Raw genomic sequence first — 13,538 nt, 5'->3', positions numbered from 1 at the left:
TGCGCCACTGATGCAGGATCGCGGCGTGGACGAGGTGTACGTCGACTTCACCGAGGTACCCGGAGGCCAGCGTGAGGGCGGCCGGGTACTGGCCCGCCTGATTCAGAAAAGCATCTTCAACAAGACGGGGCTGACCTGCTCAGTCGGCGTGGCTCCCAACAAGCTGCTTGCCAAGATGTCGAGCGAGTTCAACAAGCCGAATGGAATCTCCATCATTTACGAAGCAGACCTGCAAGCCAAAATCTGGCCGCTTCACTGCCGCAAGATCAACGGAATTGGCCCCAAAGCCGGCGAAAGACTGGCCAGCCTGCAAGTCAACACCATCGGCGAACTGGCCGCGCAGGACCGAGGATGGCTGATCACCCACTTTGGCAAAGCCACCGGCGCCTGGATGCATGAAGCGGCCTGGGGCCGCGATGAGCGGCCCGTGGTCACCGAGAGCGAGCCCGTCAGCATGAGTCGAGAAACCACTTTTGACCGCGACCTGCATGCGGTGCACAACAAGGCGGAGCTGAGTGCAATTTTTACGCGGTTGTGCGAGCAGGTGGCGGCCGACCTGCAGCGCAAGGGCTACGTGGGGCGAACAATTGGCATCAAGTTGCGCTATGACGACTTCAAGAGCGTGACGCGCGATCAGACACTTGAGCACTTCACCGCCGATGCCAGAACCATCCGGCAAGTGGCCGGCCAGTGCTTGAAACGAGTGCCGCTGGACAAGCGACTGCGTTTGCTGGGGGTTCGCGCTGCCACGCTAATCAAGGCAGGCGAAGAGCCGGGAAATGGAAAAAGCAGATCCCTTGCTCAATCATCGCCTGCGTCAAATGCTACAGAATCAATAGCATCCGATCAACTCTTCTAGACGTCTCATCCGGGCGAGCCGGCTACTTGAGCGTGGCAAGGTAAGCAATCAGGTCGGCCCGCTCCTGTGCCTCTTCCACCTGAAAGCCCATGCGTTGCCCTGGTACCAGTTCCTCAGGATCTTCCAGCCACGTATTGAGGGTCTGGGGCGTCCAGCGCAGACGCGACCGAGCCAGCTCCACCGAATAGGTATAGCCCGCCAAGCTTCCAACGCGCCGGCCCATGACGCCGCGATGCGCTGGACCGATCTTGTTACTGTCGACTGCGTGGCATGCTGTGCAACGGTCCTGATACAGGGCCATTCCGCGTGCCACGTTGCCCGCAGACGGGGTGTGCCATTCCCGGGGCGGCGCTGTTTGGGCCGCTGCCAGGGTCCCGCCGAGGAGTAGAGACAAGCCCAGCAGGACCGCCCCAACCACGCTTCCCTCCCTCCTCTCCCCCTTTATCTGGCTAGTTAAAACAAATAGACCGGGCTCACACCTTGCTGGCACAAAAGTTTTCTCACGTACTACTTGCATTTAATTTGTAAGCTCCTGTTGTGCAATACGTCAGATGTTTCAGAGCGGATTCATTCTTCCGCCGAAAAAAAATGCCGGCTGAACCAGCAAACACGCAGATTAATTGAATCCGACTGCGTTTCTGATCCGTATGGTTAGTACACATCTAATTACATACGTTTCAGCCTCACCACCAACCAAGCAGGATTTCCATGAATAAAAAGTTTGCGACCACTCTGATTGCGGCCTCTGCCGCTGTGTTCTGCGCGGGCGCACAAGCCGATACGGGAAAATTACTTTTGACCGGCGGTGTCAGCACGATTGAAGGCGCTGCCGGCGGAGGGCTTACCCCCTGGGCGGTCATTGGTAGCAACGCCACGGACGGCGAAATCGGCGGTACCGCTTATTTCACCAACGTCGGCACGAAAGACTATGGGTTGAACATCTATGGCGCCGCAATTGGAATCCACGACCGCTATGAGCTCTCCATTGCGCAGCAGGACTTGAACACCCGCGGTACCGGCACGGCCCTCGGTTTGCCAGGCCTGCACCTGAAGCAAACTATCTTGGGTGCCAAGGTACGCGTTCTCGGCGATGCCGTGCTCGACAGCGACACCCTGATGCCGCAAGTGGCGGTGGGCGTGCAATATAAAACATTGGGATCGACCGGTCTGGACGGCACGCTCGACGCGTTGGGTGCCAAACGCAATGGCACTGATTTCTATGTCAGCGCTACCAAGCTTTTCCTCGGCCAAAGCCTCCTACTCAACGGCACATTGCGCGCCACTAAAGCCAACCAGAACGGCTTGCTAGGTTATGGCGCCACGCTGGGCGGGGATGAAAACAAATACAGCCTGCAACCCGAATTTTCTGCGGCCTATCTGATTAGCAAAAACGTAGCTGTCGGTGCCGAGTACCGGATGATGCGCAACAAGCTGGAAACCGCCGGCAAAGCAGCGGGCCTGGGTAACGGGTTGCGTTCGGAAGATTGGAAAGACCTCTTTATCGCCTGGGCACCGAGCAAAAACTTCTCGCTGACGCTGGCGTATGTAGATCTGGGCGTGATCGTACCGGCCACCACGGCCAATCGCAAACAAACCGGCTACTACTTATCGGCGCAGGTGGCTTTTTAAGCCGCCTTCAACTTTCAATATTGACCTGCCTATCAACATCATTTCGAAGGAATTAACATGAAGAAATCTCTCATCTCTATTGCACTCGTCGCGTCTTCCTTGCTGATGGCCGGTGTCTCATTTGCACAAATGGCACCCAAAGACGACCAGCTGTACAAGGCCTTCGGCGAGAAAGCCGGGCTTGTTTCATTGATGGACGACTTTATGATTCGGTTGCTGGCCGACCCCCGCACGGGCCCTCACTTCCAGCCCGCCAACCATCAGCGCATCAAGGAGCAGCTTGTTGACCAATTGTGCGCACTGGGCGGCGGTCCTTGCGAGTACAAAGGCGCTGACATGAAAAGCTCGCACGCTAACCTCGACATCAAAAAGTCCGACTTCCATGCACTGGTGGAAGTGCTGCAGCAAAGCATGGACGCCAAAGACATTCCGTTCACAAAGCAAAATCAAATGCTGGCTTTGCTGGCACCGATGAACCGCGACATCATCACGCCCAAGTAAGTTGCATGGAGAGGATGCGCCTGCCCGACTTCACCATCGAATCGAAATAAGCCATGAAAAAACAATTGCTTTTTGCAGCCCTATCAGCCGTTTGTGCCTTGGCAACCGCCGGAAACCTGGTGGTCTCCGTATTGGATAAAGAGGGAAAGCCGGTGCAGGATGCGGTGGTCGTCGTCATTCCCTTCAACAAAGCGGTATTGCCTAAGAACCCCCTGCCGATGCAGGCCACCATTACCCAGGAAAAGATGCAGTTCATTCCCGCCGTCACCTTGGTGCCGGTGGGCGCTAAGGTCCGCTTTGTTAATAACGACCCGTGGGATCACCATGTACGCTCTTCACCTGCCGGTATGGGCCAGTTCAACGCGACGAACATAGGCTTTGAGTTACGGCTGGAAGGCAAATCCGAAGGCAAGCCAGCCAAATTCAGTGACGTGACATTGGATAAATCCGGAGTGCTGGGTGCCACCCTGCTAGGCTGCTTTATCCATGGTTCCATGCGCGGATATGTTTACGCCAGCGAGTCGCCATGGGCCGTAAAAACAAACGCTGAAGGCTTGGCAAACTTCGAAGATCTTCCGGACGGTGCCGCGCAGGTCAAAGTCTGGCAGGCCGATCAGATTGTGGATGTTTCGCCCCAGCAGGCCACGATTGGCGCGACTGCGGCCAAAAACGTGATTCAGCTCTCGGTCGTTCCACGGCGCCGGCGGATCTAAAACAATCCACCGCTATTACGCCCGCTGGAGCGGCTGGCGTTTTGACGCATGGTCTGGATCGGCGGTCTGCCCACCGTTGCATGGGAGGCCTCTTGGACCTGTATCCGCTGTGCCTGCTGAACGTTTTCACGCCGCAGCTTTATGTAAATTGACGGGCCGGTGCGCGTGGCGCACTGCGTCTCAGGGGCGACTGGCACTGCGAGCCGGGCTGATTTACAGTTCATCCATGAATCCACTCGCCAGCCCTTCCCTGACGTACTTCAGCCTCACCACCAGCGACTATATCGCGCACCTGGTGCTCAATCGCCCCCAGACGATGAACAGCATGGACCCGACCTTCTGGCGGGAACTGGATGACACGTTGACGCACCTCAACAAAACAGCCGAGGCCAGAGTGCTGCTGATCTCCAGCACTGGCAAGCATTTCAGCGCAGGCATGGCGCTCGACACCTTTGGCGCCGACATTGCCATGGACGATCAGAACCCCGAAGGCCGAGCGGCGATTTTCGACCTGTTGAGCAACATGCAGGGCACCTTCACCAAGTTGGAAACCTTGCGGATCCCGGTGATCGCTGCGATTCAGGGCGGCTGCATTGGCGGCGCAGTCGATCTGGTGACTGCCTGCTGCCTGCGCTATGCCACGACCGACGCCTTTTTCTGCATTCAGGAAATCAACATCGGCATGGTGGCCGACGTAGGCACCTTGCAGCGGCTGCCCAAGCTGATGCCGCTGGCCGTGGTTAAAGAGCTGGCTTACACCGGTCGCAGGCTCAGCGCAGCCAAGGCACTGGCTTACGGCCTGGTGAATGAGGTGTTCGACTCGCCTGAAGCAATGCTCGCCGGTGCGTTGCAATGCGCCAAAGAGATTGCCGCAAAATCGCCAGTGGCTATCTGGGGCACCAAGCAGGCCATTCACTACGCGCGTGACCATTCGGTGGACGAGGCGCTGAAACAAATGGGCTGGCTGCAAGGCGCAATATGGAGCAACCGGCATGTAGGCGAAGCAGTGACCGCCTTCAAGGAAAAGCGCAGCGCTCATTTTCCAGCGCTTGCGCCGCTCAAGAACTTTAATGAGTTTGATCTCTGAATCCTACAGAGAAACACAAGCAGCGAACGCCTTTCACGGGGTTGCGCACGCCGCACTTTGCCGATCTGCCGTTCCGTGACGGATGACGCCCGATAATCGCCTCAACGACTCGCCGCCGTACGTTCCACTTCGCTTTCTGTCAGCAGGAATCACCCCATGAACAGTTCAGTACTAGCCCAGGCCTCGTCCCAGGCATCACCCCAGGCCATCGCGCGCACGACGGTGATCTTTACCTGCGTTCTGGCGGCGCTCGCGGGACTGATGTTCGGTCTGGACATCGGCGTCATCTCCGGCGCCACGCAGTTTATCCAGAAAGACTTCAACATCGACGACCGCACCATCGAGTGGATCGTCAGCGCGATGATGCTTGGCGCCGCGATCGGCGCACTCGGCGCGGCCCGGATGTCGTCTGCGCTGGGCCGAAAAAAGTCGCTCATCATCGGTGCGATCCTTTTCGTCATCGGCTCACTGCTGTGCGGCTTCGCATGGTCGCCCGAAACGCTGATCATGGGGCGCATCGTGCTCGGGCTGGCCATCGGCATCGCAACCTTCACCGCGCCGCTGTATCTGGCGGAGGTTGCGCCGCAAAGCATCCGCGGCTCGATGATCTCGCTCTATCAGCTGATGATCACTATCGGCATTCTGCTGGCGTTTCTTTCGGATACCGCCTTCAGCTACAGCGGCAGCTGGCGCTGGATGCTGGGCATCATCGCCATCCCCGGCGTGCTGTTCTTATTTGGCGTGCTGTTCCTGCCGGACAGCCCGCGCTGGCTGATGATGCAGGGTCACAAGGACGAGGCGAAAAAAATCCTGCAGCGCCTGCGGGGTGACGAAGCCATCGTCGCGAAGGAGATTGCGGATATCGAGGCGCAACTCAAGCAGCCGCAGCTGGGCTGGCAGCTATTTCAGCAAAACAAGAATTTTCGCCGTTCGGTGGGCTTGGGCGTGCTGCTGCAGCTGATGCAGCAGTTCACCGGCATGAACGTGGTGTTGTACTACGCGCCCAAGATTTTCCAGAGCATGGGTTATGACACGCAGGCACAGCTTTGGTTTACCGCCATCGTTGGCCTGACCAATGTGCTGGCCACCTTTATCGCCATCGGCCTGGTCGATCGCCTCGGCCGCAAGCCGATTCTCTACTTCGGCTTCGTGGTGATGGCGATTGGCCTGGGCATCGTTGGCACCATGATGCACCTGGGCATCAAGACCCAGGGCGAACAGTACTTCACAGTCGGCATGCTGCTGATTTTCATCGCCGGTTTCGCGATGTCCGCCGGTCCGCTGGTCTGGACCCTGTGCTCAGAAGTGCAGCCGCTCAAAGGCCGCGACTTCGGCATCGGTGCATCGACCTTCACCAACTGGGTCGGCAACATGATCGTCGGCGCTACCTTCCTCAGCTTGCTCAACGGCATCGGCAACGCCAACACGTTCTGGCTCTACGCCGCACTCAACGTCGTTTTTATCGGACTCACGTTCTGGCTGATTCCGGAAACGAAAGGGGTGACGCTGGAGCAGATCGAAAGCAATCTGATGGCGGGTAAACCGCTGCGCGAAATCGGTCAATAGACGACACGCCTCCCGATGACTGCCGAGGTAGTTGCAGCCTGTTATTGACGCGCCGTGCGGATATTGGCGGGCAAGCCTTGCGGGTAGCTGGTGCGAAACGGGCTGATGTCCAGCCCGCCACGGCGGGTATAGCGCGCATACACGGACAGCCTGGCTGGCTTGCAACGCGTCCACAGGTCCATAAAAATGCGCTCTACGCATTGTTCGTGAAACTCGTGGTGATTGCGAAAGCTCACCAGGTATTGCAGCAAGCCGGCCTGCTCGATCTGCGGGCCGCTGTAGCTGATCTGCACGCTGCCCCAGTCCGGCTGCCCAGTCACCAGACAATTGCTTTTCAGCAGGTTGCTGGTGAATACCTCGCTCACGGGGGGCTCGCCAAACGCCGCGGTCAGCAAGTCGGGTGCCGGCGTGTAACGAGTGCATTCCAGGTCCAGCCGGTCCAGGTTTAATCCATCGAGCTCATGCACGGGCTCACGGTCAAACATCTCGGGCAGCAGCAGTTTCACGCCGACCTGCGAGGCTTGAGGTGCCCCGCGCCATGCGGCTTCGCTGATGTCGGCCCGAAGGCGCGCCTGCACCTCGGCCACGTCCGCAATGCGCGTGTTGTTGAAGCTGTTCAGATAGAGCTTGAAGGACTTGCTCTCTACGATGTTAGGGGTTTCGCTGGGTACCGTGAAGTGCGCCAGCGCCACCTGCGGCTTGCCGCGAAGGTTGAGCCAACTGAGCTCAAACGCGGTCCATAAATCCGCACCGAAAAATGGCGGTGTGCCGGTCACGCCGAGCTCCAGGCGCTTGCCCACGCGCGAGATCGGAAACAGCAGCGAGGCATCGTATTGATCCACATACGCCGAAACTTTGCCCAGTTCGGAATGTTCCGGAGTGTTCATTTCAAATTCGCTTTCAGTTCCATTTCATTCCAGCCTGACCGCGTCGAAGTGCGGAATCAACAACGGCAGCAAACGGTCCACTGCGCCCGGGGGCAGATCGTGGCCCATACCTTCAATTCCGACCAGCCGAGCACCCGGGATGCGCCGTGCCGTATCTTCGCCGCACGCAAACGGCACCAGCGGATCCGCCTTGCCGTGCACCACCAGCGTCGGCACGGCAATGCCTGCCAGCGCTTCGGCGCGTGTGCTGTCGGCCATGATGGCGATCATCTGGCGCAGAATGCCTTGCGGGTAAAGGCTCCGTTCGGCAGCAGCGCTGACACGCTGGCGCAGATCCGCGTCGTCCATTGGAAAGCCGGGGCTGCCAATCGCCTTGAACAATTTAACTGAATGATCCACCGCCGCCGGCAGCCCCCGGCCTGCCGGACGGCTAAACATGAGACGCGTGACTTCTGGTTTGGCGGCAGGAAGACCGCGCGCACCGCTGGAACTCATGATGCTGACCAGGCTCAGGACCCGTGCTGGCGCCATCAAGGCCAGCCGTTGCGCGATCATGCCGCCCATGCTCAAGCCCACAATATGCGCTCTATCAATCTGCAGCGCATCCAGTACCCCGAGCGCATCAGCCGCCATATCCCGGAGGCTGTAAGGCGGTGTGATACGCCAGCCGAAACGGTATTTCAGGCCGGCCCAAAGCAGCTTGGGCGCGCCCAGACGATCAAAGTGCTGGCTTAACCCGGCATCGCGATTGTCAAAACGCACCACGCGAAAACCCGCTGCAACCAGCGCCTGCACCATGACGGGAGGCCAGGCAATCAGCTGCATGCCCAGCCCCATGATCAGCAGCACCGCAGGCCCAGCCTTGCCCTGTTCATTCAGCCTTGGTCCGCTGTCTTCCACCTCGATATCAATACCGTTTGCTTTTATTTTCATAACTTCTTGCGCCGAAAAACCAACCGATCGGACTCTGACGCGGCAGCGTCAAAGCGGTAACCTTCCACGTTGAAACCCTCCAGTTTCTTAACGCTTCCAACCTTCTTTTCAACCGCGTAGCGCACCATCAGGCCGCGCGCCCGTTTGGCCAGAAACCCGATAATTTTGTACTTATCGCCCGTGTACTCTTCAAAAACGCAGGTCACCACACGCGCCTTGAGCGCCTTGCGGTCCACCGCCTTGAAATACTCTTCACTGGCCAGATTGACGATAACGGGCGAGGCGTCCAGCGCAGCGCGCTCGTCGAGGTAGTCGGCAATTTGCGAGCCCCAGAACTGGTACAGATTTTTACCGTGGTCAGTGGCTAGCGATGTCCCCATCTCCAGGCGGTAAGGCTGCATCCAGTCCAGCGGACGAAGCACACCATACAGCCCGCTCAGAATGCACACATGCTCTTGTGCCCAGCCGAGTTGCGACTCGCTGAGGGTTTTGGCATCCAGCCCCCCGTACACGTCGCCGTTGAAGGCCAGCACGGCCTGCTTGGAATTTTTGGAGGTGAATTTGGCCGACCAGGCCTCGTAACGTGCGGCGTTCAAGCCGGACAGCGCATCCGACAGCTTCATCAGCGTACTGATTTGCTGCGGCGACTTGGTTTTAAGCACGTCAATCAGCTGCGCGGACTGGCGCGTGAAGAGCGGTTTGGTGTGCGTCGCAGTGTGCGGCGGCGTGTCGTAGTCCAGCGCTTTGGCTGGCGAGAGTAGAAACAGCATGGCTTTGAGTTTTCGAGATCAGACAAAGATCTGACTTTACGACAGCTCAGCATGCCGTGGGCGCGGCATGCTTCCAGCCTTGTTTAACGCAGGTCGCTGACCAGCGAAGCCAGTGTTTCTGCGGGAATTGTCACGTGCGCGGGGTAGTGGGTGTGGTCGCACCCTAGTTTGACGCTAGCGCCAGCCTTGACAGCGGCGCACATCGAGGGACTCAGTTCAAAGCGTACAAAATGTACCGCAGAGGTTTTCTCGTCGTTCTCGCGGTCCATGTCTTCATCGGCAATCGCGTAGACCCGGGCGTGGCCTTCCACTTCCACGAACATGTGGTCTTCGACGCCGATCAGGCGCGCCAGCTCACGTTTTCGCTCGTTGACGTCGGGGTACTCCAGCATCAGGGTGCCCTTCCAGTTGCTGCCGTCGGGCATCAGCGGCGCATACGCCTCGATCTCCTGCTCAATCCCGTCTTCTTCAAAAACTTTTTCAATCCGCAACATCTCCTGGATTTGGTAACGAATACTGGTTTCGCTTTCAAACTGCAGATTGATGTACTCACCCAAACGGACGCTGCGCAGCTTGCGATGCGCCATGATGGCGGCCTTGTTTTCCTTGCGGTATTTGCTGTACGCCTCCAGCGACATCAAGCTGCTTGCGGTAATTTTTTTTCCAGTAATTTGCATATCGTTTCCTTGACGGCTTACCGCCTTTATTTCAGACCATACGCGGTGCGTATTAAGGTCAACGGATGTTTTTGGGGCGGTGCGCCCAAGCTGTTCACTTCAAAGCCTTGGGCGATATGGTGGCCGCCCAGCGGACAGTCGCTGCTGATGACATCCGGCAAGCCGCCGTCCTTGTGATTGGCCATGGCTTTGAACAACGGTTTGCCGATCTTCATGGCCTGCTCGTGGTAGGGCACCTTGACGCCAAAAGTCCCGGCATGGCCTGAACACCGCTCATGCGTTTGCACACTGGTCCCCGGTACCATTTTCAGCATCTCTTCGGTCTTCTTGCCGATGTTCTGCACGCGCCCATGGCAGGGTATCTGGTAGCTGATTTTTCCCAGCGGCGTGGGAAATTCGGTCTTCAGCAGGCCATCCCGCTTGCGCGCCATGAAGTATTCAAACGGGTCCCACATGTGCGCCTTGACCAGTTGCACCTCTGCGTCATCGGGATACATGAGGGGGATTTCCTGCTTGAACATCAACGTGCAGCTCGGCACCGCGCTGAGTATGGCGTAGCCTTCCCTGGCGTACCGGGCCAGCACCGGAATATTGGCTTCCTTGGCGGAGTTCACGGCGTCGAGATCGCCTAATTCCAGCTTGGGCATGCCGCAGCACTTTTCCTTGTCCACCAGCACATAAGGGACTTCATTGTGATCGAGCACCTTCAGCAGATCGTGGCCAATACCGGGCTCGTTGTAGTTGATGTAGCAGGTGGCATAAATGACTACTTTGCCAGGCGTTTTGGCGCCGTCTTTAATTGGGTGCGGCGGCGACTCCAGCGCGCCAGAACGAAACTTTTGGGTGGCCAGCTCGGGTAGCCAGGCGCTCCTGTCAACGCCCAGCACTTTTTCCATCACGGCGCGCGCCGGCTTGGCCTTGTTCACCGCGTTGGCCAGCTGCACCACGATGGGGATGCCCGCAAACTTCCCATGCACATCGGTGGAAGCCAAGAACCGCTCGCCCAGGCCGACGTCGCCTTTTTTAAACTTGATGGCCTTGGCCCGCAGCATGGTGTGCGGAAAATCCAGGTTGAATTCGTGCGGCGGGACATACGGGCACTTGGTCATGTAGCACAAGTCACACATAAAGCACTGGTCGACTACCTTCATGTAGTCTTTCTTGTCCACGCCATCAACCTCGCCGGTTTTACTTTCGTCGATCAAATCGAACAGGGTGGGAAAAGCCCCGCACAGACTGACGCAGCGACGGCAGCCGTGGCAAATATCGAAGATGCGCTCCATTTCATGGAGCGTTGCTTCCTGGTTGTAGTAATCGGGATTTTTCCAGTCAATGGCATGACGGGTCGGGGCTTGCAGATTGCCTTCAGTGGCCATGATGTATCTCTTTTTTTGAAACGGGAAGGGTCTGAATTGGGCGCTCCTGGAAACGCCCAACACGCACCGCTCAGCGCGTGATGACTAGTGCCTAGTCAACCAGTTCGACCAGCGCTTTGGCATAGCGGTTCGCATGCGACCGTTCGGCCTTGGCCAGGGTTTCGAACCAGTCGGCCACTTCGTCGTGACCTTCATCACGAGCGGTTTTGGCCATGCCGGGGTACATATCCGTGTACTCGTGCGTCTCGCCTGCCACGGCAGATGCGAGGTTCTCGCGGGTAGCGCCGAAAGGCATGCCGGTTGCTGGATCGCCGCACTGCTCAAGCCACTCAAGGTGACCGTGAGCGTGCCCGGTTTCGCCTTCCGCCGTGGAGCGGAACAGCGCAGCAACATCCGGCTGGCCTTCGACGTCGGCCTTGTTCGCGAAATACAAATAGCGGCGGTTGGCCTGTGATTCGCCGGCAAATGCGGCTTTCAGGTTCTCTTCCGTCCTGGAGCCTTTAAGAGCAGCCATGGAAATCTCCTTCTGAGTTGATGAATTTAAATGAAATCGTTGAAAGCTTCGGTGTAAGTCTACCGAAGACCGATAAACCATAGCCGCGTTGACACCCTGCGTCAAATTGGCAAAATCAATGTACAGAATTTACAAAAGCTATCCGGGGCGGTTCATTCATAAAACCAGTCAATTGAAACGCAGTCAATCCTTCCTCGAAGTTAAGCACTTGACAGCCGTTTCGAGTTACCGTAGAGCAAATTGACGGCAAATAGGTAAGTCATACAAGTCAGGAGACGCATACAAAATGCTCAAAATACCTCCCCCTCACCCCGAGGCGAACTTCACCACGGGCTACGAGTTCACACCAGGCTCGGACTATGCACTGCCGGCGTATCCGTTTGCGGCTCCCCCGGAGTTGAGCACGGGTCAGGTGGTACGCCACGCGGTCGTCATCGTGGGCGGCGGAATCACCGGCCTGACGCTGGCCTGTTCGCTGGCGCATCTCGGCGTGGCGTCCGTGCTGCTGGATGAAGACAATACCGTAGGCGTCAAAGGTGCCGCTTCCCGGGGCATCTGCTACACGCAAAAGTCGCTGGAGATCTTTCACAAGCTCGGCATTTACGAACGCATTGCCAAAAAAGGCATTCAATGGAGCGTGGGCCGCACCTTTGCGGGCGACGACGAGGTGTATTCATTCGATCTGCGCCAGCAAAACAACTTCAACCTCTCTACCCAGCCGCCGTTCATCAACATCCAGCAGTTCTACATTGAGGGCTACCTGGTCGAGCGCATCTATGAGCTGGGGCATGCAGACCTGCGCTGGAAGTCGCGCGTCACAGCGTTTGAGCAAAACGCCGACTTCGCCACGCTCACCGTCGAGACACCCGCGGGCAGCTACCAGCTGGAGGCGGATCACGTGATCGACGCCAGCGGCGCTCACACCCCCTTTCACCAGTGGGTGGGCGCCACCATGCAGACCGACCACGGCGATGACCGGTGGTGCATAGCCGATGTTCGTTTTTCCACGCACCCGCCGGTGGAGCGCCACACCTGGATCGAAGCGCCATTCAATGAAAACCGCGCGGTCTGGCAGCATCTGATGGCCGATGACGTGTGGCGCATCGATTACCAGATGGCCCCCAACGCCGACCCCGACTATGTGAGCCGGGAAGACGTGGTGCGCGAGCGTTTGCAGCGGCAGTTTGGTGAAGACGTGCAGGTCGAGATCGTCTGGGTCGGTCCCTATGCCTATCGCAGCCGCTGCCTGGACCAGCTCCGCGTCGGCCGCGTATTTTTTATGGGGGACACGGCCAAGGTGGTGTGTCCCTTCGGTGCGCGTGGCGGAAACACGGGCGTAGCCGATGCAGATAACCTGGCCTGGAAGCTGGCCGCCGTGTTGCGTGGTCGCGCGCACCCAACACTGCTTGAGAGCTATAACGACGAGCGCCTGGAAGCGGCGCAGCAAAACCTGACGGTGACCAACCGCACCGCACGCTTTCTACGACCGGCTGACGGCATGGAGCGCTGCTTCCGCAACGCGGCCATCGGTTTGGCCAAGCAGCACCCGTTCGCACGGTCGCTGGTGAACACCGGCCGCATGGCGGTAGCCAACACTTATACGCGGTCGCACATTTGTGAGAGCACCGGCGGGCTGTCCGTGCAGAACGTGGCTTTTCATTGGGCCGATGGCTCGCAAGGGGCTGTCAACGATCTGCTGCGATGGGCTGCCGGCGACCTGCTGGTGTTGGTGTTCGGCAAACTGCCGGCCGCCGGCATCCAACGCCTGCGGCAATTGGCCGCTCATGCGCCAGTGCGCAGCGTGCAGGTGCTGGGCTCGGATGACCTGCCGCAGGCGCGCGAGCATGTGCGCGATGTCAATACCCGGGGCATGGGCCATCTGCAGGGCGCCTGCCACGTATTCGGCCATGCCTGGGCGATCGTGCGACCAGACGGCTACCTGGCCGCCACCGGGGAGGCGGTGGACAGCGACCTGATTGCCGCTGTGGAAAAATCCCTCGGCATGCACTAACACCCAAAAGGATTC

14 protein-coding genes are annotated in these 13,538 nt (G+C 58.4%); 7 read left to right on the top strand and 7 right to left on the bottom strand.

The window, feature by feature from the left end; translation table 11 throughout:
- A partial coding sequence (locus HHJ16_RS10790) for a DNA polymerase IV (RefSeq protein ID WP_293642774.1) occupies positions 1-859 on the top strand: 859 nt, incomplete at its 5' end.
- A 22-nt stretch (positions 860-881) separates the two neighbouring features.
- Here HHJ16_RS10790 and HHJ16_RS10785 read toward each other — a convergent pair.
- Positions 882-1,277 (bottom strand): c-type cytochrome, encoded by a 396-nt coding sequence (locus HHJ16_RS10785; RefSeq protein WP_293642773.1) that lies wholly within the window; start codon positions 1,275-1,277, stop codon positions 882-884.
- A 290-nt stretch (positions 1,278-1,567) separates the two neighbouring features.
- Here HHJ16_RS10785 and HHJ16_RS10780 point away from each other — a divergent pair, with 290 nt between their 5' ends.
- The 5 genes from HHJ16_RS10780 to HHJ16_RS10760 all read left to right on the top strand — a co-directional run bounded on the left by HHJ16_RS10780 (position 1,568) and on the right by HHJ16_RS10760 (position 6,355).
- Positions 1,568-2,488 (top strand): DUF3034 family protein, encoded by a 921-nt coding sequence (locus tag HHJ16_RS10780; protein WP_293642772.1) that lies wholly within the window; start codon positions 1,568-1,570, stop codon positions 2,486-2,488.
- Positions 2,489-2,545: 57 nt separating this feature from the next.
- Positions 2,546-2,989, top strand: a complete 444-nt coding sequence (locus HHJ16_RS10775) for a group 1 truncated hemoglobin (protein ID WP_293642770.1) — start codon at positions 2,546-2,548, stop codon at positions 2,987-2,989.
- A gap of 53 nt (positions 2,990-3,042) precedes the next feature.
- Positions 3,043-3,702, top strand: a complete 660-nt coding sequence (locus HHJ16_RS10770) for a plastocyanin (RefSeq protein ID WP_293642769.1) — start codon at positions 3,043-3,045, stop codon at positions 3,700-3,702.
- Between the two features lie 226 nt (positions 3,703-3,928).
- Positions 3,929-4,789 (top strand): enoyl-CoA hydratase-related protein, encoded by an 861-nt coding sequence (locus HHJ16_RS10765; RefSeq protein ID WP_293642768.1) that lies wholly within the window; start codon positions 3,929-3,931, stop codon positions 4,787-4,789.
- 156 nt (positions 4,790-4,945) lie between these two features.
- Positions 4,946-6,355, top strand: a complete 1,410-nt coding sequence (locus HHJ16_RS10760; RefSeq protein ID WP_293642767.1) for a sugar porter family MFS transporter — start codon at positions 4,946-4,948, stop codon at positions 6,353-6,355.
- Between the two features lie 41 nt (positions 6,356-6,396).
- Here the strand turns inward: HHJ16_RS10760 and queF are convergent, their stop codons facing one another.
- The 6 genes from queF to HHJ16_RS10730 all read right to left on the bottom strand — a co-directional run bounded on the left by queF (position 6,397) and on the right by HHJ16_RS10730 (position 11,512).
- Positions 6,397-7,242, bottom strand: a complete 846-nt coding sequence (queF, locus tag HHJ16_RS10755) for an NADPH-dependent 7-cyano-7-deazaguanine reductase QueF (protein WP_293642765.1) — start codon at positions 7,240-7,242, stop codon at positions 6,397-6,399.
- 24 nt (positions 7,243-7,266) lie between these two features.
- On the bottom strand, positions 7,267-8,175 hold the full coding sequence (locus HHJ16_RS10750; protein WP_293642763.1) for an alpha/beta fold hydrolase: 909 nt from the start codon (positions 8,173-8,175) through the stop codon (positions 7,267-7,269).
- Positions 8,172-8,945 (bottom strand): peroxide stress protein YaaA, encoded by a 774-nt coding sequence (gene yaaA, locus HHJ16_RS10745; RefSeq protein WP_293642762.1) that lies wholly within the window; start codon positions 8,943-8,945, stop codon positions 8,172-8,174. The genes HHJ16_RS10750 and yaaA overlap by 4 nt, the downstream gene beginning before the upstream one ends.
- An 83-nt stretch (positions 8,946-9,028) precedes the next feature.
- Positions 9,029-9,622, bottom strand: coding sequence for a DUF3501 family protein (locus HHJ16_RS10740; protein WP_293642760.1), 594 nt, complete (start codon positions 9,620-9,622; stop codon positions 9,029-9,031).
- A gap of 26 nt (positions 9,623-9,648) precedes the next feature.
- Positions 9,649-10,998 (bottom strand): heterodisulfide reductase-related iron-sulfur binding cluster, encoded by a 1,350-nt coding sequence (locus HHJ16_RS10735; RefSeq protein WP_293642759.1) that lies wholly within the window; start codon positions 10,996-10,998, stop codon positions 9,649-9,651.
- Positions 10,999-11,089: 91 nt separating this feature from the next.
- A complete protein-coding gene (locus HHJ16_RS10730) occupies positions 11,090-11,512 on the bottom strand; it encodes a rubrerythrin family protein (RefSeq protein WP_293642758.1) in 423 nt (140 codons plus the stop codon).
- 286 nt (positions 11,513-11,798) lie between these two features.
- On the opposite strand from HHJ16_RS10730, the gene HHJ16_RS10725 reads away from it, so the two are divergent.
- Positions 11,799-13,523: an FAD-dependent monooxygenase gene (locus tag HHJ16_RS10725; protein WP_293642757.1), complete on the top strand. Its 1,725-nt coding sequence runs from the start codon at positions 11,799-11,801 to the stop codon at positions 13,521-13,523.
- Positions 13,524-13,538: the final 15 nt, after the last annotated feature.

Origin of the sequence: Polaromonas sp. (assembly GCF_012927485.1) — a bacterium.
Taxonomy (GTDB): domain Bacteria; phylum Pseudomonadota; class Gammaproteobacteria; order Burkholderiales; family Burkholderiaceae_C; genus Polaromonas.
This window is presented reverse-complemented; position numbering and strand designations above follow the sequence as displayed.

Coding starts and splice junctions, on each gene's coding strand:
- HHJ16_RS10725 (WP_293642757.1), top strand. CDS start 11,799: ATGCTCAAAATACCTCCCCCTCACCCCGAGGCGAACTTCACCACGGGC.
- HHJ16_RS10730 (WP_293642758.1), bottom strand. CDS start 11,512: ATGGCTGCTCTTAAAGGCTCCAGGACGGAAGAGAACCTGAAAGCCGCA.
- HHJ16_RS10750 (WP_293642763.1), bottom strand. CDS start 8,175: ATGAAAATAAAAGCAAACGGTATTGATATCGAGGTGGAAGACAGCGGA.
- HHJ16_RS10775 (WP_293642770.1), top strand. CDS start 2,546: ATGAAGAAATCTCTCATCTCTATTGCACTCGTCGCGTCTTCCTTGCTG.
- queF (WP_293642765.1), bottom strand. CDS start 7,242: ATGAACACTCCGGAACATTCCGAACTGGGCAAAGTTTCGGCGTATGTG.
- HHJ16_RS10740 (WP_293642760.1), bottom strand. CDS start 9,622: ATGCAAATTACTGGAAAAAAAATTACCGCAAGCAGCTTGATGTCGCTG.
- HHJ16_RS10760 (WP_293642767.1), top strand. CDS start 4,946: ATGAACAGTTCAGTACTAGCCCAGGCCTCGTCCCAGGCATCACCCCAG.
- HHJ16_RS10780 (WP_293642772.1), top strand. CDS start 1,568: ATGAATAAAAAGTTTGCGACCACTCTGATTGCGGCCTCTGCCGCTGTG.
- yaaA (WP_293642762.1), bottom strand. CDS start 8,945: ATGCTGTTTCTACTCTCGCCAGCCAAAGCGCTGGACTACGACACGCCG.
- HHJ16_RS10765 (WP_293642768.1), top strand. CDS start 3,929: ATGAATCCACTCGCCAGCCCTTCCCTGACGTACTTCAGCCTCACCACC.
- HHJ16_RS10735 (WP_293642759.1), bottom strand. CDS start 10,998: ATGGCCACTGAAGGCAATCTGCAAGCCCCGACCCGTCATGCCATTGAC.
- HHJ16_RS10770 (WP_293642769.1), top strand. CDS start 3,043: ATGAAAAAACAATTGCTTTTTGCAGCCCTATCAGCCGTTTGTGCCTTG.